This window comes from Enterobacter sp. FW301-JW81, from assembly GCF_058788735.1.
On record NZ_JBYTBA010000002.1, the window covers coordinates 60,585 to 86,194 of the forward strand.

Sequence of the window (25,610 nt, forward strand, 5' to 3'; positions counted from 1 at the left end):
AAACAAATGACCTCAAAGGTAACATGTAACGTTTGGTGCTGTGATCGGTGTAGCATTGCCGGGTGACAGTAGGGGACCGTTCTGCGAGGCGCTTTCAGGATTCTAAAATTGGACTTTTTGAATTAATGAAACTTGCGGATAATACTTATCCGGACGACGACCAACAGGCCCCATAGGCCAGGGACAAAGGATGAAACCGTTTCGCCTAGCCGCGATTTCTCTCGCGCTGCTTACCACGTTTACGCTTGTCGGCTGTGATAACAGCGACGATACCACTCAGTCTGCGGCTCCCGCCGCCTCCACCCCATCGACACCGAAAGCCGCGGAAAAGCCCGACGCTGATAAGCTGGCAAAACTGGCGGCGCAGAGTCAGGGCAAAGCGTTAACCCTGCTGGACGCCTCAGAGGTGCAGTTGGACGGCGCTTCAACGCTGGTGCTGACATTCTCTGTTCCGCTCAATCCCGATCAGGATTTCGCGAAAACCGTGCATGTCGTGGACAAGAAAAGCGGCAAGGTTGATGGGGCGTGGGAACTTGCGCCTAACCTGAAAGAGCTTCGCCTGCGCCATCTGGAGCCTAACCGCAACCTGGTCGTCACCGTTGAACGTGACCTGCAGGCGCTGAACAAGGCGACGTTCGGCATTGATTATGAAAAAGCCCTGACCACCCGGGACGTTGAACCCACTGTAGGTTTTGCCAGCCGCGGCTCGCTGCTGCCGGGCAAGGTAGTGGAAGGTCTGCCGGTGATGGCGCTCAACGTCAACAACGTGGACGTGAATTTCTACCGCGTGAAGCCCGAATCGCTGGCCTCTTTTGTCAGCCAGTGGGAATACCGCAACTCGCTGACCAACTGGGAATCCAACAACCTGCTGAAGATGGCAGAGCTGGTTTACACCGGTCGTTTCGATCTCAATCCTGCGCGCAACACGCGTGAAAAATTGCTGCTTCCCCTGAAGGATATTAAACCGCTCCAGCAGTCTGGCGTTTATATCGCGGTCATGAACCCGGCCGGGCATTACAACTACAGCAACGCCGCAACGCTCTTTACCTTAAGCGATATTGGCCTGTCCGCTCACCGTTATCATAACCGTCTGGACATTTTCACCCAGAGCCTGGAGAACGGCGCGGCGCAATCCGGCGTTACCGTTACCCTGCTAAACGATAAAGGGCAGACGCTTGCCGAAGCGAAAAGCGACGGCGATGGCCACGCAAAGCTTGAGACCGACAAAGAAGCCGCGCTGATCCTGGCCAGCAAAGACGGCCAGACCACGCTGCTTGACCTCAAGCTGCCTGCGCTCGACTTGGCGGAGTTCGACATCGCAGGGAGCCCTGGCTACAGCAAGCAATTCTTTATGTTTGGCCCACGCGATCTCTACCGCCCGGGCGAAACGGTGATCCTTAACGGTCTGCTGCGCGACAGCGACGGTAAGCCACTTCCCGACCAGCCCGTGAAGCTTGACGTACTGCGTCCGGACGGACAGGTCGCGCGCACGATCGTCGTCAAGCCAGAGAACGGACTCTATCGTTTTAACTATTCGCTGGACAGCGGGGCGCAGACCGGCATGTGGCATATCCGCGCCAATACGGGCGATAACCTGCAGCGTCTGTGGGACTTCCACGTCGAAGATTTTATGCCTGAGCGTATGGCGCTTAACCTGAGCGGGCAAAAAACGCCGGTTTCACCTCAGGATAACGTCGACTTCAACGTGGTCGGGTATTACCTCTATGGCGCGCCGGCCAACGGAAATTCTCTGCAGGGCCAGCTTTTCCTGCGTCCGCTGCGTGATGCGGTGGCTGCGCTGCCGGGCTTCCAGTTTGGTGATATCGCCGAGGACAACCTGAGCCGCAGTCTGGATGAAGTTCAGCTTACGCTCGACGAACAGGGGCGTGGGCAGGTTTCTACCGAAAGCCAGTGGAAAGAGGTGCACTCTCCTCTCCAGCTGATCCTGCAGGCCAGCCTGCTGGAGTCGGGCGGTCGTCCGGTGACGCGCCGTGCCGAGCAGGCCATTTGGCCAGCGGCGGAGCTGCCGGGCATCCGTCCTCAGTTCGCCAGTAAAGCCGTTTACGACTACCGCACCGATACCACCGTTAACCAGCCGATTGTCGACGAGAACGGCAACGCCAGCTTCGATATCGTGTATGCCGATGCCAGCGGGGCGAAAAAAGCCGTTTCCGGGTTACAGGTTCGTCTGATCCGCGAGCGCCGGGACTATTACTGGAACTGGTCGGAAAGCGAAGGCTGGCAGTCGCAGTTTGATCAAAAAGATCTCATTGAAGGCGAACAGGAGCTGACCCTTAAGGCCGATGAAACCGGCAAAGTCACCTTCCCGGTTGAGTGGGGCTCTTATCGTCTGGAGGTTAAAGCGCCGGATGAGATGGTCAGCAGCGTGCGCTTCTGGGCGGGCTACAGCTGGCAGGATAATAGCGACGGCTCCGGGGCTGCGCGCCCCGATCGCGTGACGCTGAAACTGGATAAGCCAGCGTATCAGCCTGGCGATACCATCAATCTGCACATTGCAGCGCCGGCAGCAGGCAAGGGCTATGCAATGATCGAATCCAGCGAAGGGCCGCTGTGGTGGAAAGAGATCGACGTCCCGGAAAACGGGCTTGATCTCGCCATCCCGGTCGACAAGGCCTGGAAACGTCACGATCTCTATCTCAGCACGCTGGTGGTTCGTCCTGGGGATAAATCCAAATCCGCCACGCCGAAACGCGCGGTCGGTTTGCTGCATCTGCCGATGGGCGACGAAAATCGCCGCCTGAATATTGCGCTGGATAACCCGCAAAAAATGCGTCCAAACCAGACGCTCTCTGTGAAGGTGAAAGCCAGCGTGAAAGAGGGCACTGTGCCGCAGAAGGTGAACGTGCTGGTTTCGGCGGTGGACAGCGGCGTGCTGAACATTACCGATTACGTCACGCCAGATCCGTGGCAGGCGTTCTTTGGTCAGAAGCGCTACGGCGCGGATATCTACGATATCTATGGCCAGGTCATTGAAGGCCAGGGCCGCATGGCCGCGCTGCGTTTTGGTGGCGATGGGGACGAGCTGAAGCGCGGCGGCAAACCGCCGGTGAACCACGTTACCATTATCGCCCAGCAGGCGCAGCCGGTTACGCTTGATGCCAACGGGGAAGGCACCGTTACGCTGCCGATTGGCGACTTCAACGGCGAGCTGCGTCTGATGGCGCAGGCCTGGACGGAGGATGATTTCGGCAGCAGCGAAAGTAAGGTTATTGTGGCCGCGCCGGTCATTACCGAGCTGAATACTCCGCGCTTCCTGGCAAGCGGGGATACCTCGCGCCTGACGCTGGATCTCACCAACCTGACCGACAGGCCGCAAACGCTGAACGTGGCACTGACCGCAACCGGCAAACTGTCTCTTGAAGGCGCACAGCCGCAGCCGGTGCAACTGCCGCCAGGTGCACGAACTACCCTGTTTATTCCGGTGCGCGCGCTGGACGGCTATGGAGATGGTGAAGTGACCGCGCAGGTGACCGGCCTGCAGCTTCCTGGCGAGACCTTCGCTCCGCAGCAGAAGAGCTGGAAAATCGGCGTGCGTCCGGCGTTCCCCGCACAGACGGTGAACACGGGGGCCATGCTGAACCCTGGTGAATCCTGGACCGCACCGGCGCAGCATAGCAACGGTTTCTCTCCTGCCACGCTGCAGGGGCAACTGCTGCTGAGCGGCAAGCCGCCGCTCAACCTGGCGCGCTATATTCGCGAACTGCAGGCGTATCCGTATGGCTGTCTGGAACAAACCACCAGCGGCCTGTTCCCGTCTCTCTACACCAACGCGGCGCAGCTTGCCGCGCTTGGCATCAAGGGAGACACCGATGATAAGCGCCGTGCGGCCATTGATATTGGCATCTCGCGCCTGCTGCAAATGCAGCGTGAAGACGGTGGTTTTGCGCTGTGGGATAAAAACGGTCCGGAAGAGTACTGGCTTACGGCCTACGTGACCGACTTCCTGGTGCGCGCGGGCGAGCAGGGCTACAGCGTGCCTACCGACGCGGTCAATAACGCGAACGGCCGTTTGCTGCGCTACCTGCAGGATCCGGGCATGATGTCCATTCGCTATAGCGACGATACGCAGGCCAGCAAGTTTGCCGTGCAAGCCTATGCCTCGCTGGTGCTGGCTCGTCAGCAAAAAGCACCGCTGGGCGCGCTGCGTGAAATCTGGGATCGTCACGGGCAGGCGGCTTCCGGGCTGCCGCTGATGCAGCTGGGTATGGCGCTTAAGCTGATGGGCGATGCTCCGCGCAGCCAGCAGGCGCTGGATCTGGCACTCAAAACGCCGCGTAACGACAGTAAAACCTGGATGGCCGATTACGGCAGCCAGCTTCGCGATAACGCGCTGATGCTTTCTCTTCTGGAAGAGTACAAGCTGCTGCCGGACGCGCAAAATACGCTGCTGAATGTGCTGTCCGAACAGGCCTTCAGCCAGCGCTGGCTGTCCACCCAGGAGAGTAACGCGCTGTTCCTGGCCGGACGTTCGCTGCAAACCCTTTCAGGTACGTGGCAGGCGAACACTACGCTTTCTGATACCGCGTCAGGCGGGGATAAGGCGCTGGTACAAAACGTCAACGGTGACCAGCTTGGCGCGCTGGAGGTGACTAACACCGGGACGACACCACTGTGGGTCCGCCTGGACAGCACCGGTTATCCAGAAAATGCGCCTCAGCCGAGCTCGAACGTGCTGCAGGTTGAACGTCATATTCTGGCAACCGACGGCAGCACGAAGTCGCTCTCTTCGCTGAAAAGCGGTGAACTGGTGCTGGTGTGGCTGGAAGTGAAAGCCAGCCAGAACGTGCCGGACGCGCTGGTGGTGGATCTCCTCCCTGCGGGTCTGGAGCTGGAAAATCAGAACCTGGCGAGCAGCAGCGCCAGCCTGCAGGACAGCGGCAGCGAAGTGCAGAACCTGCTCAGCCAGATGCAGCAGGCTGACATTCAGCATATGGAATTCCGCGACGACCGCTTTGTCGCGGCTGTACCGGTAAATGAAGGTCAGCCGGTCACGCTGGTTTATCTGGCGCGCGCCGTAACGCCGGGAACTTACCAGGTGCCGGTTCCGATGGTGGAGTCAATGTACGTGCCGCAGTGGCGGGCGACGGGTGCGGCCAGTGGCCCGCTGATTGTTGTTCCATAATATGCGAATGGCACGTCTGACACGCTCCCGCTGGCTGTGGCTGGCGGGAGCGCTTCTCGTTTTATGGGGACTTATTGTCATCGCCGACCGCCTGTGGCCCTTGCCTCTGAAAGAGGTTAACCCCGCGCGGGTGGTGGTGGATGAGAAGGGAACGCCGCTCTGGCGTTTTGCCGACAACGACGGGATCTGGCGCTATCCGGTTACGATTGAAGAGGTCTCTCCCCGCTATCTTGAGGCGCTGCTCCAGTACGAAGATCGCTGGTTCTGGGATCATCCTGGCGTAAACCCGCTCTCTGTCCTGCGTGCCGCCTGGCAGGATCTCATTTCTGGCAAAGTCGTCTCTGGCGGCAGTACGCTCACCATGCAGGTAGCACGCCTGCTGGATCCACATCCGCGCACCTTTGGCGGTAAAATTCGTCAGCTCTGGCGGGCGATGCAGCTGGAGTGGCATCTTTCCAAGCGCGACATTCTCACGCTCTATCTCAACCGCGCACCCTTTGGCGGTACGCTGCAGGGGGTTGGGGCGGCAAGCTGGACCTATCTTGGCAAACCGCCGTCGCAGCTCAGCTATTCCGACGCGGCGCTGCTGGCTGTGCTCCCGCAGGCACCGAGCCGTTTACGTCCGGACCGCTGGCCTGAGCGGGCCGAAGCGGCGCGCAATAAAGTGCTCGATCGCATGGCGACGCAGGGGGTCTGGTCTGCAAAGCAGGTCAAAGAATCCCGTGAAGAATCGGTATGGCTGGCGCCCCGACAGATGCCGCAGCTGGCTCCGCTCTTTGCACGCATGATGCTCAGCAAAAGTCGCGACGCTAAAATTGTCACCACGCTTGATGCCGGGCTGCAGCGGCAGTTGGAAGAGCTGGCAATGAACTGGAAATCCCGCCTGCCGGCACGCAGCTCGCTGGCGATGATCGTCGTGGATCATACCGATATGAAAGTACGCGGCTGGGTTGGATCGGTGGATATCAACGATGACACGCGTTTTAGCCACGTCGATATGGTCAATGCGATCCGATCGCCAGGATCGGTGCTGAAACCGTTTATCTACGGCATGGCGCTGGACGATGGTCTGATCCATCCCGCCTCGTTGCTGCAGGACGTTCCAAGAAAAACCGGTGATTATCGCCCCGGGAATTTTGACAGCGGGTTCCACGGACCGGTCAGCATGAGTGAAGCGCTGGTGCGCTCCCTCAACCTGCCGGCCGTCCAGGTGCTGGAAGCCTACGGGCCAAAACGTTTTGCCGGGATGCTGAGTAACGCAGGCCTGCCGCTGATCCTGCCTGCGGGGGCTCAGCCGAATCTGTCTCTGATCCTCGGCGGGGCCGGCGCGCGGCTGGCAGATATCGCTGCGGCCTACAGCGCCTTTGCCCGACACGGTAAAGCGGGAAGGTTGCGGCTACAGCCTGGCGATCCGCTGAGTGAACGACCGTTACTCTCGCAAGGCTCGGCGTGGATTATCCGCCGTATTCTGGCGAATGAGGCGCAGCCGCTACCGGATAACGCGCTGCCGCAGGTTGCGCCGCTGGCCTGGAAAACGGGCACCAGCTACGGTTACCGCGATGCCTGGGCCATTGGTCTGAATGCCCGCTACGTGATAGGCATCTGGACCGGGCGACCGGACGGCACTCCCGTGGCGGGGCAGTTTGGTTTTGCCAGCGCGGTTCCGCTACTGAACCAGGTTAATAACCTGCTTCAGTCACGTTCAACGGTAGACGAAGCCCGTTTGCCGCGCGATCCGCGCCCGGCAAGCGTCGGGCGGGGCGCGATCTGCTGGCCTGGCGGTCAGTCGCTGCCGCAGGGCAGTGAAAACTGCCGACGCCGTCTGTCGACCTGGCTGCTTGAAGGGAGTGAACCGCCCACGCTGCTGTTGCCGGAGCAGGAAGGCATTCGCGGCATTCGTTTCCCCGTCTGGCTGGATAAAACGGGCAAACGTGTGGCAGCGGATTGCCCGGATGCAACAGAGAAGGTTCTTGACGTCTGGCCGCTGCCGCTGGAGCCGTGGCTGCCTGCCAATGAGCGTCGTGCGGCACGGGTTCCTCCTTCATCAGCAACCTGTCCTCCGCTCTCGCAGGACGCACCTGCGCCACTCATCCTGACCGGCGTGCGCGAAGGGGCCGTCATTAAACGTCTGCCGGGGGAATCCCGCGTTTCTCTGCCGCTTCAGGCGACAGGCAATAGCGGCGAGCGCTGGTGGTTTTTGAACGGAGAGCCTCTCGACGTGAAAGGAAGAGTTTACACATTACAGCTTGATAAATCGGGCGATTATCAGTTACTCGTTATGGATGAGACCGGGCAGGTTGCGACGGTGAATTTTACGCTGCAGTGACCTTAAAACTGCATTCGGCTGTGAGCTGTTGCTAAAACTCGTCTTATTTTAAAAAAATGTTACCTGAATCCATAGGCAATGGCGCTATTGCTCATTATAATCCGCGCCACACCATACTCAGGTATGCAAAACAACAGAACATTGACAGAGGTTATCATGGCTATTGAACGTACTTTTTCCATCATCAAACCAAACGCGGTGGCAAAAAACGTTATTGGCAGCATCTTCGCTCGCTTTGAATCAGCAGGGTTCAAAATTGTTGGCACCAAAATGCTGCACCTGACCGTTGAGCAGGCTCGTGGTTTCTACGCTGAGCACGAAGGTCGCCCATTCTTTGACGGCCTGGTTGAGTTCATGACCTCCGGTCCAATCGTTGTATCCGTGCTGGAAGGCGAAAACGCAGTACAGCGTCACCGCGATCTGCTGGGTGCAACCAACCCGGACAATGCGCTGGCAGGTACCCTGCGCGCTGACTATGCAGACAGCTTCACCGAGAACGGCACTCACGGTTCCGACTCCGTTGAATCTGCTGCGCGCGAAATCGCTTTCTTCTTCGCAGAAGGCGAAGTGTGTCCACGTACCCGTTAATTTAACGGTTTCGTTTACACATTATTTTCGTAAATGCCGCGTCCAGACGTGGCATCCCTGCGCCAGACTTTGTACAATGCAACGCCCCGGACGAGCAGACCGCTTTCCGGGGCGTTTCTATTCAACCCTCCATGGGCCATAACGTGTAACAACGAGGCCGGTAAATATTATGTCTGAATTAGTGAATACCTCCGAAGTCGCCATTCCTGCGGTTCCAAATAAAAATGGAAAAATCAACCTGCTGGATCTGAACCGTCAGCAGATGCGCGAGTTCTTTAAAGAGATGGGCGAAAAGCCGTTTCGTGCCGATCAGGTCATGAAGTGGATGTACCATTACTGCAGCGACAATTTTGATGACATGACTGACATCAACAAGGTCCTGCGCAATAAGCTCAAAGAAGTGGCTGAAATCCGCGCACCGGAAGTGGTGGAAGAGCAGCGCTCGGCCGATGGCACCATCAAATGGGCGATTGCGGTCGGCGATCAGCGCGTTGAAACCGTCTACATCCCGGAAGAAGACCGTGCCACGCTCTGCGTCTCTTCTCAGGTGGGCTGTGCGCTGGAGTGCAAATTCTGCTCAACCGCGCAGCAAGGCTTTAACCGTAACCTGCGCGTGTCAGAAATTATCGGCCAGGTCTGGCGTGCCGCGAAGATCGTGGGTGCGGCTAAAGTGACCGGTACTCGTCCCATCACTAACGTGGTCATGATGGGGATGGGTGAGCCGCTGCTGAACCTGACCAACGTGGTTCCGGCGATGGAAATCATGCTGGATGACTTCGGTTTTGGTCTGTCCAAGCGTCGCGTGACGCTGTCTACCTCAGGCGTTGTGCCTGCGCTGGACAAGCTCGGCGATATGATTGACGTTGCGCTGGCAATCTCCCTGCACGCGCCAAACGATGAAATTCGTGACGAAATTGTGCCGATCAACAAAAAGTACAATATCGAAACCTTCCTCGCTGCCGTGCGTCGCTATCTGGAAAAATCCAACGCTAACCAGGGCCGCGTAACCATTGAGTACGTGATGCTCGATCACGTCAACGACGGTACCGAGCATGCGCATCAGCTGGCTGAATTGCTGAAAGATACGCCATGCAAAATCAACCTGATTCCGTGGAACCCGTTCCCGGGCGCGCCGTATGGCCGCAGCTCGAACAGCCGCATCGATCGCTTCTCCAAGGTGCTGATGGAGTATGGTTTCACCACCATCGTGCGTAAAACCCGTGGTGATGACATTGATGCAGCATGTGGACAGCTGGCAGGTGATGTGATTGACCGTACTAAGCGTACCCTGCGTAAACGCATGCAGGGAGAGACGATCGCGGTTAAAGCTGTTTGATTATTATGCACTCACGGCGCATTATCTGCGCCGTGAAGCATAATCTTACTGAATAACCAGTCAGATTCGTGATGACTGCTCAATAATTACGGTGCGTTTCATCCGACTTTCGGGCAGTATGTAACGACGTAACAACAGTTTAGCCGTACGGGCAGGGCTGTACTGTCATCTCCGGGCTGACAGTCTTATACTGTCTGTTCAAGGTTAACTGACCAGAAGTTTCGCGGTGCGGGTGGCATTGTGACTCACCGGCACCTGAACCCTTTTTTTCACGTACCAGTAGTTGTAGCGAATGAATACTGAAGCCACTCACGACCAACATGAAGCACTCTCCACTGGCGTTCGTCTTCGCAACGCCCGTGAACAACTCGGACTCAGCCAGCAAGCCGTTGCGGAACGCTTGTGCCTGAAGGTTTCCACGGTTCGCGATATTGAAGAAGATAAGGCACCTGCCGATCTGGCTTCAACTTTCCTGCGCGGTTATATCCGCTCTTACGCAAAACTGGTGCACATCCCCGAAAACGAATTACTGCCAATGATGGAGAAGCAGGCCCCGGTCCGTGCAGCAAAAGTTGCGCCGATGCAGACCTTCTCCCTGGGGAAACGTCGTAAAAAACGTGATGGCTGGCTGATGAGCTTTACCTGGCTGGTACTGTTCGTGGTGATCGGTCTGACCGGCGCATGGTGGTGGCAAAACCACAAGGCGCAGCAGGAAGAGATCACCACCATGGCCGATCAATCCTCCGCCGAACTCAACCAGGCCGGAAGCGATAACGCCCAGAGCGTGCCGCTGAATACCGACGGCGCGGCCACCTCCAGCGAGCCACAGACGGCTGCGACAGAGGCGCCGGCGACCAATGCTGCGCAGGCTCCGGCAGCAACGGCTAACACCGCTCCGCAGGCTCAGCCTCAGGATCAAAACGCGGTGGTTTCCCCTTCTCAGGCAAATGTTGACACTGCGGCGAACGCGCCTGCGGCCACTCAGCCTGCAGACAATACCGCAGCGTCTCTGCCTACCAGCCCGGCGGGCACTGCCACAGCAGCCGATCCAAACGCGCTGGTGATGAACTTTAGCGCCGACTGCTGGCTGGAAGTGACTGACGCGACGGGTAAAAAGCTGTTCAGCGGCCTGCAGCGTAAAGATGGCACGTTGAACCTAACCGGCCAGGCTCCTTATAAACTTAAAATCGGCGCTCCGGCAGCGGTACAGATCCAGTATCAAGGAAAACCTGTCGACCTGAGCCGCTTTATCAGAACTAACCAGGTTGCACGTCTTACCGTTAATGCCGAACAATCAGCAGCACAGTAACAGACGGGCAACGCGGGAGATTTTTCATGCATAACCAGGCTCCGATTCAACGTAGAAAATCGAAACGGATTTACGTTGGGAATGTGCCAATCGGCGATGGGGCACCTATCGCCGTTCAGTCGATGACCAACACGCGCACCACGGACGTGGAAGCGACGGTCAATCAAATCAAAGCATTAGAGCGAGTAGGCGCGGATATCGTTCGCGTCTCCGTCCCGACCATGGACGCCGCCGAGGCGTTCAAGCTGATTAAACAGCAGGTCAGCGTTCCTCTGGTCGCGGATATCCACTTCGACTACCGCATCGCACTGAAAGTGGCCGAATACGGCGTCGACTGCCTGCGCATTAACCCGGGCAACATCGGGAACGAAGAGCGTATCCGCATGGTTGTGGACTGCGCGCGCGATAAAAATATTCCTATCCGCATCGGCGTCAACGCCGGTTCCCTGGAAAAAGATCTGCAGGAAAAATACGGTGAGCCTACGCCGCAGGCGCTGCTTGAATCCGCGATGCGCCACGTTGATCATCTCGATCGTCTCAACTTCGATCAGTTCAAAGTCAGCGTAAAAGCGTCCGACGTTTTCCTTGCGGTGGAGTCTTACCGTTTGCTGGCAAAACAGATCGACCAGCCTCTGCACCTGGGGATCACCGAAGCGGGCGGCCTGCGCAGCGGTTCTGTAAAATCCGCGATCGGTCTGGGGCTGCTGCTCTCCGAAGGGATCGGTGACACCCTGCGCGTTTCGCTGGCGGCCGATCCTGTCGAAGAGATCAAAGTCGGTTTTGATATCCTGAAATCACTGCGTATCCGCGCACGTGGGATCAACTTCATTGCCTGCCCAACCTGCTCGCGTCAGGAGTTCGACGTGATCGGTACGGTGAACGCGCTGGAACAGCGCCTGGAAGACATTATCACCCCGATGGACGTCTCCATCATCGGCTGTGTGGTGAACGGTCCGGGTGAAGCTCTGGTGTCAACCCTGGGCGTGACCGGCGGTAACAAGAAAAGTGGTCTCTATGAAGATGGCGTCCGCAAAGATCGTCTGGATAATAGCGACATGATCGACCAGCTTGAAGCCCGCATCCGTGCCAAAGCCGCCATGATGGACGAGACACAGCGTATCAGCGTTCAGCAGGTTGAAAAATAACGTGATGGGAAGCCGCAAGCTTCCCATGTATGATTGAACCCATTCTTTGGGTTTTTTTTGTATATAGAAAGAGAATAAACGTGGCAAAAAACATTCAAGCCATCCGCGGCATGAACGATTATCTGCCTGGCGAAACCGCCATCTGGCAGCGCATTGAAGGCACGCTGAAGCAGGTGCTCGGCAGCTACGGTTACAGCGAAATTCGTTTGCCGATTGTAGAGCAGACCCCGTTATTCAAACGCGCGATCGGTGAAGTCACCGACGTGGTTGAAAAAGAGATGTACACCTTTGAGGACCGCAACGGCGACAGCCTGACCCTGCGTCCTGAAGGTACGGCGGGCTGCGTACGCGCCGGCATCGAACATGGTCTTCTGTACAATCAGGAGCAGCGCCTGTGGTATATCGGACCGATGTTCCGCCACGAACGTCCTCAGAAAGGGCGTTATCGCCAGTTCAATCAGCTGGGGGTGGAAGTGTTCGGCCTGCAGGGCCCGGACATCGACGCCGAACTGATTATGCTGACGGCTCGCTGGTGGCGCGCGCTCGGTATCGCCGATCACGTTTCCCTCGAGCTGAACTCTATCGGTTCTCTGGAAGCGCGCGCTAACTACCGCGATGCGCTGGTGGCGTTCCTGGAACAGCATAAAGAGAAGCTGGACGAAGACTGCAAACGTCGCATGTACAGTAACCCGCTGCGCGTTCTGGACTCTAAAAACGCAGACGTTCAGGCACTGTTGAACGATGCGCCAGCGCTGGGTGACTACCTTGACGACGAATCTCGCGAACACTTCGCGGGCCTGTGCAAGCTGCTTGAAGCGGCGGGCATTGCCTATACCGTGAACCAGCGCCTGGTACGCGGTCTGGACTACTACAACCGTACCGTGTTTGAGTGGGTGACCACCAGCCTCGGTTCTCAGGGCACCGTCTGTGCCGGTGGCCGTTATGACGGCCTGGTTGAACAGCTTGGCGGTCGTGCGGCTCCTGGTGTTGGCTTCGCGATGGGTCTTGAGCGACTTGTTTTGCTGGTTCAGGCAGTTAATCCGGAATTTAAAGCAGATTCCGTTGTCGATATATACCTGGTGGCCTCAGGCGCGGAAACGCAGTCTGCGGCGATGCAGCTTGCCGAACGCGTGCGCGACGCGCTGCCGGAGGTGAAGCTGATGACCAACCATGGCGGCGGCAACTTCAAAAAACAGTTTGCTCGTGCCGATAAGTGGGGCGCAAGTATTGCACTGGTGCTGGGTGAGTCCGAAGTGGCTAACGGCGAAGTGGTGGTCAAGGACCTGCGCTCTGGTGAGCAGACAACGGTAACGCAGGACGGCGTTGCGGCGCACTTGCGCACTCTATTGGGCTAAGGAGAAGGACTGCGTGGAAATTTACGAGAACGAACACGATCAGGTCGACGCGATTAAGCGCTTCTTTGTCGAAAACGGCAAAGCGCTGGCTGTTGGGGTTATTTTAGGTATTGGTGCGCTGTTGGGCTGGCGCTACTGGAACAGTCATCAGGCGGATTCCGCGCGCGGCGCGTCTCTGTCTTATGAAAATACCATTAGCGCAATTCATGCCGATCAGCCGCAAACGCTGACTGCGGCAGAGAAATTTGCGGCTGACAACAAAAACACCTACGGTGCACTGGCTGCACTGGAAGTGGCTCAACAGTACGTCGATAAAAACGAACTGGATAAAGCCGCCGCCCAGCTGTCTCAGGGCCTTGCTGCGGCCAGCGATGAAAACCTGAAAGCGGTGATCAATCTGCGCCTGGCACGTATTCAGGTTCAGCAGAAGAAAGCTGACGATGCGCTGAAAACGCTCGATACCATCAAAGGCGAAGGTTTTGCTGCCATCGTTGCCGATTTGCGCGGTGAAGCACTGCTGAGCAAAGGTGACAAAGCGGGCGCGCGTAAAGCGTGGCAAGCTGGCGTGGATAGCAAAGCATCACCTGCGCTGAGCGAAATGATGCAGATGAAAATAAATAATTTGTCCGTCTGAGAGGGACCCGATGCAATTGCGTAAATTACTTCTGCCAGGACTGCTTTCTGTTACGTTATTGAGTGGTTGTTCACTGTTCAGTGGCGAAGAAGACGTTGTAAAAATGTCCCCACTGCCGACGGTTGAAAACCAGTTTACTCCCTCCACCGCATGGAGCACCTCCGTGGGCGATGGGATTGGTGATTTCTATTCCAACCTTCATCCGGCCTTTGCCGATAGCGTAATCTATGCGGCTGACCGCAAAGGTACCGTGAAAGCGGTGAACGCCGATGACGGAAAAGAAGTGTGGTCTGTTAACCTGGCGGAAAAAGACGGCTGGTTCTCCCGTAAACCTGCACTGCTTTCTGGCGGCCTGACCGTTGCCGGCGGCCACGTTTACGTGGGTAGCGAAAAAGCACAGGTTTATGCGCTGAACAGCAGCGACGGTTCTATTGCCTGGCAAACGACCGTGGCGGGTGAATCCCTGTCTCGTCCGGTAGTGAGCGACGGCCTGGTGCTGATTCATACCAGCAACGGCCAGCTGCAGGCGCTGAACGAAGCGGACGGTCTGGTGAAATGGACCGTTAACCTGGATATGCCTGCGCTCTCTCTGCGCGGTGAATCCGCGCCGGCTACCGCATTTGGTGCCGCCATTGTGGGCGGTGACAACGGTCGCGTGAGTGCCGTGCTGATGCAGCAGGGCCAGATGATTTGGCAGCAGCGTATCTCCCAGGCCACTGGCTCAACGGAAATTGACCGTCTGAGCGACGTGGATACAACGCCGGTTATCGTTAACGGTGTGGTTTACACGCTGGCCTATAACGGCAACCTGACCGCGCTGGATCTGCGCAGCGGCCAGATCATGTGGAAACGTGAGCTGGGTTCTGTGAATGATTTCATCGTTGATGGTAACCGCATCTATATGGTTGACCAGAATGACCGTCTGCTGGCGCTGAGCACCGAAGGCGGCGTGACGCTGTGGACGCAAAGCGATCTGCTGCACCGTCTGCTGACCGCACCGGCACTGTACAACGGCAGCCTGGTGGTTGGTGACAGCGAAGGGTATATGCACTGGATCGATCCGGATAACGGCCGCTTTGTTGCACAGCAAAAAGTCGACAGCTCCGGTTTCCTCACCGACCCGGTTGTGGCTGACGGCAAACTGCTGATTCAGGCAAAAGACGGCACGCTGTACGCGATCACGCGTTAATTACCCGGCGGTTGTAGTATACTAAACGGCTCCTGTTCACTCAGGAGCCGTTTTGACATTTTTAAAAACGCCGCAAAAGCGACGTTATTTTGAATTTTATGAGGCTTCAAACATGGTACCTGTGGTCGCGCTTGTCGGGCGCCCTAACGTTGGAAAATCCACTCTTTTTAACCGTTTAACACGCACCCGTGATGCGCTGGTTGCGGATTTCCCGGGGCTGACGCGTGACCGTAAGTACGGTCGTGCAGAAGTAGAAGGACGCGAGTTCATCTGTATTGATACCGGTGGTATTGACGGCACGGAAGATGGCGTTGAAACCCGCATGGCGGAACAGTCGCTGCTGGCGATTGAAGAAGCCGACGTGGTGTTGTTCATGGTGGATGCGCGCGCTGGCCTGATGCCTGCGGACTCCGCTATCGCTAAACACCTGCGTTCGCGTGAAAAACCGACCTTCCTGGTGGCGAACAAAACTGACGGTATCGATGCCGATCAGGCCGTTGCCGACTTCTGGTCTTTAGGTCTGGGTGAAATCTACCCGATTGCGGCATCGCACGGTCGCGGTGTGACCAGCCTGCTGGAAACCGTTCTGCTGCCGTGGGTTGACGAAGTTAACCCGCCGGAAGAAGTCGATGAAGATGCTGAATACTGGGCGCAGTTCGAAGAAGGTGAAGAGGGCGAAGAAGAGCCTGAAGACGACTTCAACCCGCAGGATCTGCCGATCAAGCTGGCTATCGTGGGTCGTCCAAACGTAGGTAAGTCTACACTTACTAACCGTATTCTGGGTGAAGAGCGCGTGGTCGTTTACGACATGCCGGGCACCACACGTGACAGCATCTACATCCCAATGCAGCGCGATGAGCGTGAGTATGTTCTCATTGACACCGCCGGGGTGCGTAAGCGCGGGAAAATCACCGATGTGGTGGAAAAATTCTCCGTTATCAAAACTCTGCAGGCGATTGAAGATGCCAACGTGGTGCTGCTGGTTATTGATGCGCGTGAAGGCATCTCCGATCAGGACCTCTCTCTGCTCGGCTTTATCCTCAATAGTGGGCGCTCACTGGTTATCGTGGTCAACAAATGGGATGGCCTGAGCAATGAAGTGCGTGAGCAGGTGAAAGAGACCCTCGACTTCCGTCTGGGCTTCATCGACTTTGCTCGGGTGCACTTTATCTCTGCGCTGCACGGCAGCGGCGTGGGTAACCTGTTCGAATCCGTACGTGAAGCATACGACAGCTCCACCCGTCGTCAGAGTACCGCCATGCTGACCCGTATCATGAATATGGCTGCGGAAGACCATCAGCCGCCGCTGGTGCGTGGCCGTCGCGTGAAGCTGAAATATGCCCACGCCGGTGGTTATAATCCGCCAATCGTGGTGATTCACGGCAACCAGGTGAAAGACCTGCCGGATTCCTACAAACGCTATCTGATGAACTACTTCCGCAAATCGCTGGACGTGATGGGCACGCCTATCCGCATCCAGTTCAAGGAAGGGGAAAACCCGTTCGCCAACAAGCGCAACACCCTGACGCCAAACCAGATGCGTAAGCGTAAGCGCTTGATTAAACACATTAAGAAAAGCAAATAAGCTTTCATCGTAAATTGCTAGCTATCATAAGCATCCTAAAGCCCGAATATTTCGGGCTTTTTTGTTTTCAGGGGCTATCATAAGAGTACAGGAAAGTGCATCCTTTAGGTGTACACAGAGGTGTACCCAGCATGCTGTTATGTCGTTTTGGGTACACCTTTACGCTTTTGGGTACACTTTTTGATGTACCAGTAGATTGCTAGGTATACGTGCATGCCAAAACTTACCGATATGCAGATCCGAGCGTGGATCAAGAGTGGCGAACGATTCGAGGGTAGGTCCGATGGCGAAGGACTTTATCTCCGCTTTCGCAAAGAAGACAAAACTCCATTCTGGCGTTTTCGATACAAACTTGCCGGCAAGCCTCGGACCTTAATGATTGGTTCTTATTCTGTTATCTCGCTTGCTAAAGCAAGGGAGATTGCTAAGGAACTTGCAGCCCGTGTTGCTCTTGGGCATGACGTGGCTGCAGAGAAGCAACAACGCAAGGCTGAAGCGATAGCGAAAATTGAAGCTGAAAAGAACGCTATCCACGTTTCTGAACTTGCAGCTGAGTATTACTCTCGTCAGATCGAGCCTACGTACAAGCATCCAGAGCTTTTCCTCGCTAGCCTGCAAAAGAATATTGTGGCCTTAATTGGAAAAATGAAGGTCGAAGAAGTTCGCCCACGCCACGTTGATAGTGTTCTTCAAGACGTTCTTAAGCGTGGGTCGCCCACAGTCGCTAATGACGTTCTCCGTATGCTCAAACGCCTGTTTGACTTCGCGGTCGTTCGAGGCATGATTGATGTTAATCCTGCTATATCATTCGGCTCAAAAGATGCTGGGGGAAAGGAGAAGGGAAGAAAGCGGGCATTGAGTCGTGATGAGTTAATAATGTTCTTTAAAGCGCTGCGTAGTGGGCAAGGAATCAGCAGGGAAAATGAGCTAGTTTTTAAACTTATTTTGGCGCTGGGTGTGCGCAAAATGGAGTTATGTGCTGCTGAATGGACTGAGTTCGATCTTGAGAAGGGCGTCTGGCATCTTCCCGGCTCAAGAGCAAAGAATGGCGATGACATTGATATACCATTGGCGCAGCCGGTGATCGAGTGGATAAAAGAAATAAGACTTTTTGCTGGAAACAGCCGTTGGTTTATACCCGGCAGGAGAGCCAGTAGCAGAACTCACATTAGCCGAGCAACTCTCAATATGGTCATGCCGTCTGTGTTGAGGGAAATGCATGGAATCGAGCCGTTCAGTATTCATGACTTGCGCCGTACTATGCGCACTCAAATGGCGGCGTTAGGAATTGATCCTTTGATAGCCGAGCGTTGCTTAAACCATAAAATCCCCGGCGTTGAAGGTATCTATAACCGGCACCAGTACTTCGAAGAGAGAAAAGCTGCATTATCGTGTTGGGCCGAATTAATGGTGACGTTGGAAAGAGGGGATAACTGAGGAGTTATGACATCTAAAGTGAAAGGGAGTAAAGCATGAAAGACATCTTGAGGAAATCACCAATTGAGAGGTTATGTGCTTCTGTATCCATCACGCCACAGGAAATGGCATTGGCACTCGCCGGTTTGAATCCACTAATGCGTCTCAGTGATGTACCCCCTGAGCACTCTGACTATGTTGATCTTACTCGCAAATCAATTGCGAGGGCGCTAAAAGTTCACAGGGATAAAAAAATAACTACAGATGAAGCTTGTAACGCCTTAGACATTTTTTTAGCTGCTTTCCCGTTCGTTGAAGAAAGTACACCCGAAGTAATCGCTCAAAAAGTTAAAGAAGCTATTGATGATTTGCGCGGCACTAAAGGATGGGAGGAGAAGGCTCGTAATTTAGGTGGGCTGCAGCTTATAAATTACATAAAAGAAACAAACAGAAGTGGACGTGGCCAACACCGTAAACAAGATGAACAGGAAGGAACGATGAAGATGATGGGGGTTCTCATTCATCTCTTAGTTAAAAAGTCCGGGGCATCCTCATATGTTAACTCGGGAAAGCCCAATATAAGTGCAATTTATAGTGACGTATTGGAATTATTAGAATCTGAAGGTTTATCAACGAAAGGCATAAGCCGAGCGGCATTTGCAGCAAAGGCAAAACAGGCGCTATTAGCGATGTATGCTGCAGAATAGAGTTTAGTTAGAGTGCCCGTTGCGTACTTGCACGAAGACAAAATGGGCATCTTATCGGTTTTCATTACTCAATATTTATCCGCCTTACTAAGCTGTTCCGCAACAAAAAAACTCATTCATTTCCTGATCACCCCCCCTCGATATCCACTTTCCCCTTTTATGTCATGGTTAGTCCGCTGTATTACTTAGCGCACTTGTACGCAGTTTCGCGCAGTTTTGTGCGGTTTTATGATGTTGTGGGCTATTGAATATTGTTGAATGACGTTGAGTGATGTTGAGTGATACGACGTTATGCATTGGTAGGTTAAGTCTTCTCATATAACCTCACTGCAAGTCATAGCTGGGCATTAACGGCCAATAACAGTCATTAACAGCCAATGTAACCCATTGAGTTACATGTGATGAGCATACATACCAAATGATACCTAGAGATACCTAGGCCTACAAAAAGATGTAAAGCGTTGATAACTCATCATGTTCGTATGACTTGTAATGTCCTGTTTTATAACAGTGATCAAATTTTCGGCGGTCACCTTGTTTTTCAAAAGATATTCATTATTTCAAAAGAAACCTAATTTCTTTCAAAAGAATCTATTTATGCTGGAAATGCTGCGTAAGGAATCATTAAACTTCATCTAACCTTACCAGCTATCACAGGAGCATAAAAATGTTGGAAAAACAGGAAGTTTACTCAGCTATTCCTACTGAAGGTTACATCCGTCGTTTCCGTATGCCTGCGTTGCTTGGGGTATCCATGCCCACAATTGATCGTTGGGTCAAAAATGGAATCTTGCCACGTCCCGTCAAATTGAGTGACAACGTGACTGCTTTTGATGCGCTAGAGATTAATCGCTGGCTAGAAGAGCGGCGCAAAGCTAACTAAGTCAGATCTTCACTTCTGTAAATTAGATTCGAGGAACAGTATGAAATCAAATAATGGCCTTAATGGTCAGGGCTTCCCTCACCCTGAAAACTGTAGTGATGATATTTCCGTTATCAATTTTGAGGGGCTAAAAGTTCGCATTGTTAAGCTCAATGGCGAACCGTGGTTCGTTGCAAAGGATGTTTGCGCGGCGCTGGAATTATCCAATTCGCGTATGGCGTTGCAGGCTCTGGATGATGACGAGAGAAATACCGTAACTTTAACTTACGGTATTCGTGGAAACCCAAATCATAGTGCTGTCTCTGAATCTGGTTTTTACAAACTGATCGCCCGTAGCCGCAAAGCTACTACGGCAGGCACATTCGCCCATCGTTTCAGTAATTGGGTATTTCGCGAGGTGATTCCCTCAATCCGCAAAACTGGCTCTTATGGCGTGCCGTTCGTGTTCCTGAACGATTTTAGCCGGCGTATGGCAGCCTATCAGCAGGAGGCCAGTAAACGCGGTTATAAGTTGCAGCAATGTAAGGGTGCTAAAGAGGCTCTTGAACGCGAGGAGATTCAACTATGGCGTAAGTATCAGCCTGAGCTGTTAGGTGAAGATGTTCACGAGACGTTCACTGAAGTTCGGCCAGCTATGGATTTAAACAAAAATCGAGTTCATGAATAACTTGCGTGCTCTTGCGATGTAGAGCACTCAAAATAAGTTTGTCGCGACAGCTCACTAAACAATTCGAAAAGGTTAATGCCATGAAGAACAATTATGCCCGTCTGGGGCAGGGCTTCGCTCACCCCAAAAACTCCTTGCCTTGTTATTCAACTGAAGGGTATGCTTTAAAAGCACCAGCAAAATCTGGTGTCGGGCGTGAGAACCCGGATAAGCAAAAGGCGATACCAGACGCCTATAGCGTCTTTTTTTGTGTCGTAAAGCCAGTACATCTTCATTCAGCGGGGAAGATCCGCGTCGAATCTATGGTGGCGCTGGCGGGGCAGCCGAAAGGCTGGCCGGTATCCTTTTGCACCGGTATTCTCACCCCCGTCAGTGTCACCACCCTTTATGAGCGTGAGAACTCAGGTGGTGACTCCAGTAAGCAAAAGGAGGCTGCCACATGGCTACTACCCCAACCCAAAAACTGCCCAAATTCACCTGGCTTTTCCTCGGTACGCCGAAAGGCCGGACCTGCACTCCCGTTGTTATCCGCATCGTTGCCGACAGTGAGCAAGAAGCCCGCGAGTTTTATTCCCGCTGGGATCTTATCTTTGCCGCCAAAATTCGCTCTGAATGTTCGCTTTATCAATACAGCAGCGGCGCGTTTGAACTGGATGTTGCGAAATTGGGAGGTAGCTATGTTTAACCTCCAGACCCTGACAGCTAAAGCCCGCGAGCTGCGCGGCAACGTGGTAAAAGCCACTACTACGAAAGGTAGCCGCACCATGACCCCCGTTTACGAACGGGAAGAGCAGCGCAAACTGCGCGAGCGCATCCAGCAGACCCAGCCGGACTGGGTTTTACTCTGGTGGGATATTGCGACCGTTACCGGCTGGCGTACCAGCGACGTGTGCAACTTCCGTTACTCCTGCATCAACTGGGAAACCGGCATTGCAACAATCATCGTAGCGAAGCAGACCAAAGCAGCAGAAGCCAGAGCGACCCGGAAGGGGATCGAGATTGTTCGCCAGCAGCGCAAGGACGCTGCCCGGCTTGCTGGCGATCACATTGGGTACATGCACTGGGATAGCGTGAGCTGCGACGAGCTGGCCGCCGGCATGACGGAAGAAGAACAGGCGATCGTGTTTGAGCTGGTGGCAAAGGCTGAAGTGAAGCACGACACCAAACAGCTGCCGCCGGGCATCATCAAACGACTGCGCGAACGCATGGAGCGCAATCTTATCGGTGACGACCTGGTATTTTCCCGCAGCCAGATTGAAAGTAATCGTTGCCAGTCTCTGGAAGGTAGCGTGAGCCGCCAGACAATCTGGAAGAAACTGCACAACGTAATGGTGTGGTTTACCCGCGTGGTAAACACGCGTCTGCGCCTGAGCGCCTATTCCAGCCGCAAAATTGCCGCCTTTAATCTCATGTCTGCCGGCGGCGAACAGGGTTTGCTGGTCGCCTCTGAAATGCTCGGGCACAGTAACCCGGCAATCACCCGAACTTACCTCCAGTTAGGCAGTAAGGCCTCCGCCATTCAATCCCGTCTGGCCATGGAGGTATCTGTATGACAACCGTTATCCCGATTTGCCGTCTCGGCGCTTTTCTCGAGCACGTATCTGAACAATTAAATAGCGCGCGATATTGTTTTGCCCGCCAGTCATTAAGGTATGGGGAGGAGAAATTATGACTCCTGTTTACGATCTGGTTCGCCGGGCCGACGGCAAAAACGTTTTCAGTTTCCCGGCCGGCGGCCGCTATCTGGTGGACACGTCGAACGGGTTGCAGTCGATGCGCCCCCTTATGGACGACGAGATCATTTTCACGGTGGAGAGTGCCGCGCGCTTTCTTAAGAGAATTGGTTATCAGGTAATCCCGCCAGCGGCGTAAGGTAAAAATATGACGATTAAAAATTCCGGCTTAACTGCTGGTGGCCGCGCTCACCCTGAAATCAGGCCGGGCGATAAATGGAAGGACGGTCGAGGCAACATCGTAATTATCGAAAGTTACCGATTCGACAGAGTGACATATTGCCGTGAAGGGTACAGCTCACCGTGTTTTTGCACGCCCGAAAGACTGGTACGGGAGTTTGAATTTGTTTCTTCCGCGCCGGTCGCCGGCGAAAAAGATATCGATCGGATTATGCGTGTACAGGGCATCGAACGAATTCGGGTTATGCGGGAAATCATCAGGGAGCGAGGGAACAGAAAATGAAGAATGCACCAAACCTTAAAAAGCAGCCGGCGGATCTCATGGAGGAGTCAATTATCTTTGCCGGAGCCGATGCCTGGACGTTCGCCAAAGCATGGCAGGAAATGAACCCGATTGGTGACACCGTGCCGCCGGTCGTGCTGGATAAAAAGCAGCTGGCAGAGCTGGAGAATATCCGCATTGTGGATGATGGCCGGCTCTATGCCCGGGTTTGCCGCGGCGGGCATCTGACCGAACGGCAGATAACCATTCTCGCGACAAAGCTGGCGGTGGCCGGCGTGGAGCGCGCGCAATTCTACTCTGAAGGTTATCAGCTTCTGGAGGACTGGACGCCGCAACTGCCGCGCCTCAGAGCCGATGCGGAAGCCGGCAAAAGCATGGTGATCGGCAAACCGCTGACGGATGTAAACCTCCGCGACCTGGCTGATAACGAAAAGGCGCTCATACTGGCCGCGCGTTACACCGGCATTGCGATCAATGAAAACAGCGAGGGCGTGTACGTCTACCGTGCCGGCATCTGGGAGAAAACGTCTCTGCTCGAGCTGAGCCGCGAAATGGTGGCTATCTACAACGAGAACAAAACTAACTTCAGCAAGCGCGCGATCAACAACGTTATCGACGCCCTGAAAATTGTTATCCCGGTAATGGGAGAGCCGCGGCGCAGCCTGATCCCCTTTGCTAACGGCGTCTACGATATGGAAACCGGCGTTTTCTCCGAACACAGCCAGGATAACTGGCTGACCAACCACAACGGCGTGAGCTACACGCCGGCGGTGCCGGGCGAAAACCTCCGCGACCACGCGCCGAACTTCCATAAATGGCTAAGTTACGCATCAGATAGAGACGCAATTAAGATGCAGCGCATCGCTGCAGCGCTCTTTATGGTGCTGGCGAACCGGTACGACTGGCAGCTGTTCCTCGAGATAACCGGGGAGGGCGGCAGCGGGAAAAGCGTCTTTACCCATATCGCCACGATGCTGGCCGGCGCGCATAACACCGCCAGCGGGAACATGGCGGCGCTCGACAGCGCGCGTGGGCGGGCGCAGTTCGTAGGGAAAAGCATGATAACGCTTCCTGATCAGCCCAAATATTCAGGAGAGGGCACCGGGATAAAGGCAATCACCGGCGGGGATGCCGTGGAGATCGACCCGAAACACGAGCACCAGTACACCGCCGTTCTGCGGGCGGTGGTTGTGGCCACGAACAACACGCCGATGATTTTCACCGAACGTGCCGGTGGCGTGTCCCGGCGCCGCGTAATTTTCCAGTTTAACCGGCGCGTCAGCGAAGAGGATAAGGATCCCGACCTGGCAGAAAAGATATCCGCTGAAATTCCGGTGGTTGTTCGTCGGCTGCTGGCGAACTTTGCGAACCCGGAAAAAGCGCGGGCGCTGCTGCTGGAGCAACGGAACAGCGAAGAAGCACTGGAGGTAAAGCAGAAAACGGATCCGCTATATGCCTTCTGCGCGCATCTGGAGCGCCTGGCTGATTGCGTGGGAATGCTGGTGGGTAACCGTAACCCGCCTCATCGCCCCCGCATGTACCTCTATCACGCTTATCTGAAGTTTCTTGAGGCGAACGGTTTCGAGAAGCCGCTGACGCTGAATAAATTCTCTGAGGGAATGGAAAGCGCCATGCGGGAGTTTAATCACGAATACCGCAAGGAGAGAAAGACCCGCGGCGTGGTGACGAACGTCGAACTTTCAGAGAGTGCGGAGGACTGGCTGCCACAGGCGCACCCGTTAGCTGAGGAAAAAAGATGAATGTTTAGCTAAATATGGCGAAAGGTGTTCATAGTGTTCATTGATTGGTTAAAGTTCAATTAAATCAATAAGATTGACTATGAACACCTTTGTTTAAGGTATTCATAGGGTATTCATAGTGTTCATAGGTCACTTTAGCTCTGTGCTCATAAAGCAAACAGAAATATGAACACCATGAACACTTGTAACCCCTGTATGTAGACCGGTGTTCATAGGTTAATTTGTTGTTTTGTCTGTAATTTATCGCCTTTATGAACACCATGAACACCTTGAGGGCAAATTCTTTAAAACGCATCCGCTCTTTTCGCGTTGTACACCCCTGCAATTTCATTAATATCGTTTCATAAATCGCAATTGATTATTCGATTGTTGCGATTAATGGAACTTTAACGGTCGCTATAACAGGGGGCATCATGAGCAAGGTTAACGTTAAGCCCGTTCTGCTGAACGGGGAACAGATTCAGGCTCTGAAAACCATTCAGGAGAGGGAGCGCCAGAAGTCGGGCATGGGGATCGCGCCGTCAATCCATGCTGTTGCGCGCAAGGTATTTGATGCGGGGCTGTCAAAAATGGAGGCAGGGCAATGAGCTACTCAATCAAAATTGGGAAACACAGCATCGAGCTGGCAGGTTATGCCGGTAAGGTTGTTGCGCCAAATACTCAGATGGCCGCTTTATTCCGTGGTATGGCGGGCGAACTCACCAGCCTGAGGACAACGGCGCAGCAGGCCGAAGCTGAGGCGGATTTGCTGGACTTTATCCGCAACGATCCGGATCTGAACGAACAGGCAAAAAATCGCAGGGCAGGTGAAGCCCGGAACCCGGACACGCTCAAAGACTTTACCCGCGGGGTGGCAGCCGTAAGCGAGCAGGCCGCAAACATTCTCGATTACCTGAAGAACAAGCTCGCTCCGGTTAATCCACTGGCATCTGATGATGTTCAGGGATTCATGCGTGACAGTGAAATGCGCCAGGCATTCGCCCGACTGGATCGCCGCAGCCAGGAAAAAATGCTGCTGTCGATGCACAGTGGAAAGCATCAGGAGCTGGCGGACGCCTTACTAAGGGCGCACGCAGTTTGTTCGGGGCTCGATACGGAACAGCTAAAACGTCTCGCCTTCTCCCGTATCGCATCAGAGAACGGGCAGGTGATTAGCGCGGTTGCCGATCTGGTCGACGCGGTAAGGAAAGACGTCGCACAAATTACAGCTGTCCGAACCTGGTATAACAATCTCGTGTACGGGAAGAACGACGATCCATCAGACGTACAGCCACGCATGACCGGCCTTGATCAGTTAAGCGAACATGTCAGCGCGATGCTCAAAGGCAGCCAGCGGCAGACACATTCAGAAGAGAAGCAGGCCGCCTGAGG

21 protein-coding genes and 1 pseudogene are annotated in these 25,610 nt (G+C 54.6%); all 22 read left to right on the forward strand.

What is annotated here, in order from left to right:
- Positions 1-190: 190 nt before the first annotated feature.
- The 22 genes and pseudogenes from AC3WOK_RS07280 to AC3WOK_RS07385 all read left to right on the forward strand — a co-directional run bounded on the left by AC3WOK_RS07280 (position 191) and on the right by AC3WOK_RS07385 (position 25,608).
- Complete coding sequence (locus tag AC3WOK_RS07280; protein WP_492354257.1) at positions 191-5,143, forward strand: alpha-2-macroglobulin family protein; 4,953 nt, start codon at positions 191-193, stop codon at positions 5,141-5,143.
- 1 nt (position 5,144) lies between these two features.
- On the forward strand, positions 5,145-7,469 hold the full coding sequence (gene pbpC, locus AC3WOK_RS07285; RefSeq protein ID WP_492354258.1) for a peptidoglycan glycosyltransferase PbpC: 2,325 nt from the start codon (positions 5,145-5,147) through the stop codon (positions 7,467-7,469).
- A 156-nt stretch (positions 7,470-7,625) separates the two neighbouring features.
- Positions 7,626-8,057 (forward strand): nucleoside-diphosphate kinase, encoded by a 432-nt coding sequence (ndk, locus tag AC3WOK_RS07290; RefSeq protein ID WP_003860625.1) that lies wholly within the window; start codon positions 7,626-7,628, stop codon positions 8,055-8,057.
- 169 nt (positions 8,058-8,226) lie between these two features.
- On the forward strand, positions 8,227-9,393 hold the full coding sequence (gene rlmN, locus AC3WOK_RS07295; RefSeq protein WP_014171168.1) for a dual-specificity RNA methyltransferase RlmN: 1,167 nt from the start codon (positions 8,227-8,229) through the stop codon (positions 9,391-9,393).
- Positions 9,394-9,685: 292 nt separating this feature from the next.
- Positions 9,686-10,702, forward strand: coding sequence for a cytoskeleton protein RodZ (rodZ, locus tag AC3WOK_RS07300; protein WP_059312114.1), 1,017 nt, complete (start codon positions 9,686-9,688; stop codon positions 10,700-10,702).
- Between the two features lie 26 nt (positions 10,703-10,728).
- Complete coding sequence (ispG, locus tag AC3WOK_RS07305) at positions 10,729-11,847, forward strand: flavodoxin-dependent (E)-4-hydroxy-3-methylbut-2-enyl-diphosphate synthase (RefSeq protein ID WP_023308814.1); 1,119 nt, start codon at positions 10,729-10,731, stop codon at positions 11,845-11,847.
- Positions 11,848-11,927: 80 nt separating this feature from the next.
- A complete protein-coding gene (hisS, locus tag AC3WOK_RS07310; RefSeq protein WP_059312113.1) occupies positions 11,928-13,202 on the forward strand; it encodes a histidine--tRNA ligase in 1,275 nt (424 codons plus the stop codon).
- Positions 13,203-13,215: 13 nt separating this feature from the next.
- The gene (locus AC3WOK_RS07315) at positions 13,216-13,836 is read left to right on the forward strand and encodes a YfgM family protein (RefSeq protein WP_063957723.1); all 621 of its coding nucleotides are present in this window, start codon (positions 13,216-13,218) and stop codon (positions 13,834-13,836) included.
- 10 nt (positions 13,837-13,846) lie between these two features.
- Positions 13,847-15,025 carry an outer membrane protein assembly factor BamB gene (gene bamB, locus AC3WOK_RS07320; RefSeq protein WP_047346750.1) on the forward strand — a complete coding sequence of 393 codons (1,179 nt, stop codon included), beginning with the start codon at positions 13,847-13,849 and terminating at the stop codon, positions 15,023-15,025.
- 112 nt (positions 15,026-15,137) lie between these two features.
- The gene (der, locus tag AC3WOK_RS07325; RefSeq protein WP_047346809.1) at positions 15,138-16,610 is read left to right on the forward strand and encodes a ribosome biogenesis GTPase Der; all 1,473 of its coding nucleotides are present in this window, start codon (positions 15,138-15,140) and stop codon (positions 16,608-16,610) included.
- A 213-nt stretch (positions 16,611-16,823) separates the two neighbouring features.
- On the forward strand, positions 16,824-18,047 hold the full coding sequence (locus AC3WOK_RS07330) for a tyrosine-type recombinase/integrase (RefSeq protein WP_164961734.1): 1,224 nt from the start codon (positions 16,824-16,826) through the stop codon (positions 18,045-18,047).
- A gap of 35 nt (positions 18,048-18,082) precedes the next feature.
- Positions 18,083-18,733 (forward strand): hypothetical protein, encoded by a 651-nt coding sequence (locus AC3WOK_RS07335; RefSeq protein ID WP_023325060.1) that lies wholly within the window; start codon positions 18,083-18,085, stop codon positions 18,731-18,733.
- A 667-nt stretch (positions 18,734-19,400) separates the two neighbouring features.
- A complete protein-coding gene (locus AC3WOK_RS07340; protein WP_023325059.1) occupies positions 19,401-19,616 on the forward strand; it encodes a helix-turn-helix transcriptional regulator in 216 nt (71 codons plus the stop codon).
- A gap of 40 nt (positions 19,617-19,656) precedes the next feature.
- Entirely contained in the window at positions 19,657-20,283 is a 627-nt protein-coding gene (locus tag AC3WOK_RS07345; protein ID WP_447280520.1) for a BRO-N domain-containing protein, read from the forward strand.
- An 80-nt stretch (positions 20,284-20,363) separates the two neighbouring features.
- Positions 20,364-20,675, forward strand: a pseudogene (locus AC3WOK_RS07350) (ash family protein); the annotation flags it as partial.
- Between the two features lie 47 nt (positions 20,676-20,722).
- Positions 20,723-20,968, forward strand: coding sequence for a host cell division inhibitor Icd-like protein (locus tag AC3WOK_RS07355; RefSeq protein ID WP_447280525.1), 246 nt, complete (start codon positions 20,723-20,725; stop codon positions 20,966-20,968).
- Positions 20,961-21,836, forward strand: coding sequence for a site-specific integrase (locus AC3WOK_RS07360; protein WP_447280524.1), 876 nt, complete (start codon positions 20,961-20,963; stop codon positions 21,834-21,836). The genes AC3WOK_RS07355 and AC3WOK_RS07360 overlap by 8 nt, the downstream gene beginning before the upstream one ends.
- Before the next feature lie 115 nt (positions 21,837-21,951).
- A complete protein-coding gene (locus AC3WOK_RS07365; RefSeq protein WP_492354259.1) occupies positions 21,952-22,155 on the forward strand; it encodes a hypothetical protein in 204 nt (67 codons plus the stop codon).
- 9 nt (positions 22,156-22,164) lie between these two features.
- Positions 22,165-22,479, forward strand: a complete 315-nt coding sequence (locus tag AC3WOK_RS07370; RefSeq protein WP_492354260.1) for a DUF4222 domain-containing protein — start codon at positions 22,165-22,167, stop codon at positions 22,477-22,479.
- Positions 22,476-24,239 carry a DNA primase family protein gene (locus AC3WOK_RS07375; protein WP_492354261.1) on the forward strand — a complete coding sequence of 588 codons (1,764 nt, stop codon included), beginning with the start codon at positions 22,476-22,478 and terminating at the stop codon, positions 24,237-24,239. The genes AC3WOK_RS07370 and AC3WOK_RS07375 overlap by 4 nt, the downstream gene beginning before the upstream one ends.
- A gap of 413 nt (positions 24,240-24,652) precedes the next feature.
- The gene (locus AC3WOK_RS07380) at positions 24,653-24,826 is read left to right on the forward strand and encodes a hypothetical protein (RefSeq protein WP_014830800.1); all 174 of its coding nucleotides are present in this window, start codon (positions 24,653-24,655) and stop codon (positions 24,824-24,826) included.
- Positions 24,823-25,608: a hypothetical protein gene (locus AC3WOK_RS07385; RefSeq protein WP_492354262.1), complete on the forward strand. Its 786-nt coding sequence runs from the start codon at positions 24,823-24,825 to the stop codon at positions 25,606-25,608. Before AC3WOK_RS07380 ends, AC3WOK_RS07385 begins: the two co-directional genes overlap by 4 nt.
- The last annotated feature ends 2 nt before the right edge of the window (positions 25,609-25,610 follow it).

What these genes read in the sequence shown, in the direction of transcription:
- AC3WOK_RS07370 (WP_492354260.1), top strand. Translation starts at nt 22,165, where the DNA reads ATGACGATTAAAAATTCCGGCTTAACTGCTGGTGGCCGCGCTCACCCT.
- AC3WOK_RS07280 (WP_492354257.1), top strand. Translation starts at nt 191, where the DNA reads ATGAAACCGTTTCGCCTAGCCGCGATTTCTCTCGCGCTGCTTACCACG.
- AC3WOK_RS07330 (WP_164961734.1), top strand. Translation starts at nt 16,824, where the DNA reads ATGCCAAAACTTACCGATATGCAGATCCGAGCGTGGATCAAGAGTGGC.
- AC3WOK_RS07365 (WP_492354259.1), top strand. Translation starts at nt 21,952, where the DNA reads ATGACTCCTGTTTACGATCTGGTTCGCCGGGCCGACGGCAAAAACGTT.
- pbpC (WP_492354258.1), top strand. Translation starts at nt 5,145, where the DNA reads ATGCGAATGGCACGTCTGACACGCTCCCGCTGGCTGTGGCTGGCGGGA.
- AC3WOK_RS07355 (WP_447280525.1), top strand. Translation starts at nt 20,723, where the DNA reads ATGGCTACTACCCCAACCCAAAAACTGCCCAAATTCACCTGGCTTTTC.
- AC3WOK_RS07345 (WP_447280520.1), top strand. Translation starts at nt 19,657, where the DNA reads ATGAAATCAAATAATGGCCTTAATGGTCAGGGCTTCCCTCACCCTGAA.
- AC3WOK_RS07380 (WP_014830800.1), top strand. Translation starts at nt 24,653, where the DNA reads ATGAGCAAGGTTAACGTTAAGCCCGTTCTGCTGAACGGGGAACAGATT.
- AC3WOK_RS07375 (WP_492354261.1), top strand. Translation starts at nt 22,476, where the DNA reads ATGAAGAATGCACCAAACCTTAAAAAGCAGCCGGCGGATCTCATGGAG.
- rodZ (WP_059312114.1), top strand. Translation starts at nt 9,686, where the DNA reads ATGAATACTGAAGCCACTCACGACCAACATGAAGCACTCTCCACTGGC.
- AC3WOK_RS07340 (WP_023325059.1), top strand. Translation starts at nt 19,401, where the DNA reads ATGTTGGAAAAACAGGAAGTTTACTCAGCTATTCCTACTGAAGGTTAC.
- AC3WOK_RS07385 (WP_492354262.1), top strand. Translation starts at nt 24,823, where the DNA reads ATGAGCTACTCAATCAAAATTGGGAAACACAGCATCGAGCTGGCAGGT.
- AC3WOK_RS07360 (WP_447280524.1), top strand. Translation starts at nt 20,961, where the DNA reads ATGTTTAACCTCCAGACCCTGACAGCTAAAGCCCGCGAGCTGCGCGGC.
- der (WP_047346809.1), top strand. Translation starts at nt 15,138, where the DNA reads ATGGTACCTGTGGTCGCGCTTGTCGGGCGCCCTAACGTTGGAAAATCC.
- AC3WOK_RS07335 (WP_023325060.1), top strand. Translation starts at nt 18,083, where the DNA reads ATGAAAGACATCTTGAGGAAATCACCAATTGAGAGGTTATGTGCTTCT.
- rlmN (WP_014171168.1), top strand. Translation starts at nt 8,227, where the DNA reads ATGTCTGAATTAGTGAATACCTCCGAAGTCGCCATTCCTGCGGTTCCA.
- ispG (WP_023308814.1), top strand. Translation starts at nt 10,729, where the DNA reads ATGCATAACCAGGCTCCGATTCAACGTAGAAAATCGAAACGGATTTAC.
- bamB (WP_047346750.1), top strand. Translation starts at nt 13,847, where the DNA reads ATGCAATTGCGTAAATTACTTCTGCCAGGACTGCTTTCTGTTACGTTA.
- ndk (WP_003860625.1), top strand. Translation starts at nt 7,626, where the DNA reads ATGGCTATTGAACGTACTTTTTCCATCATCAAACCAAACGCGGTGGCA.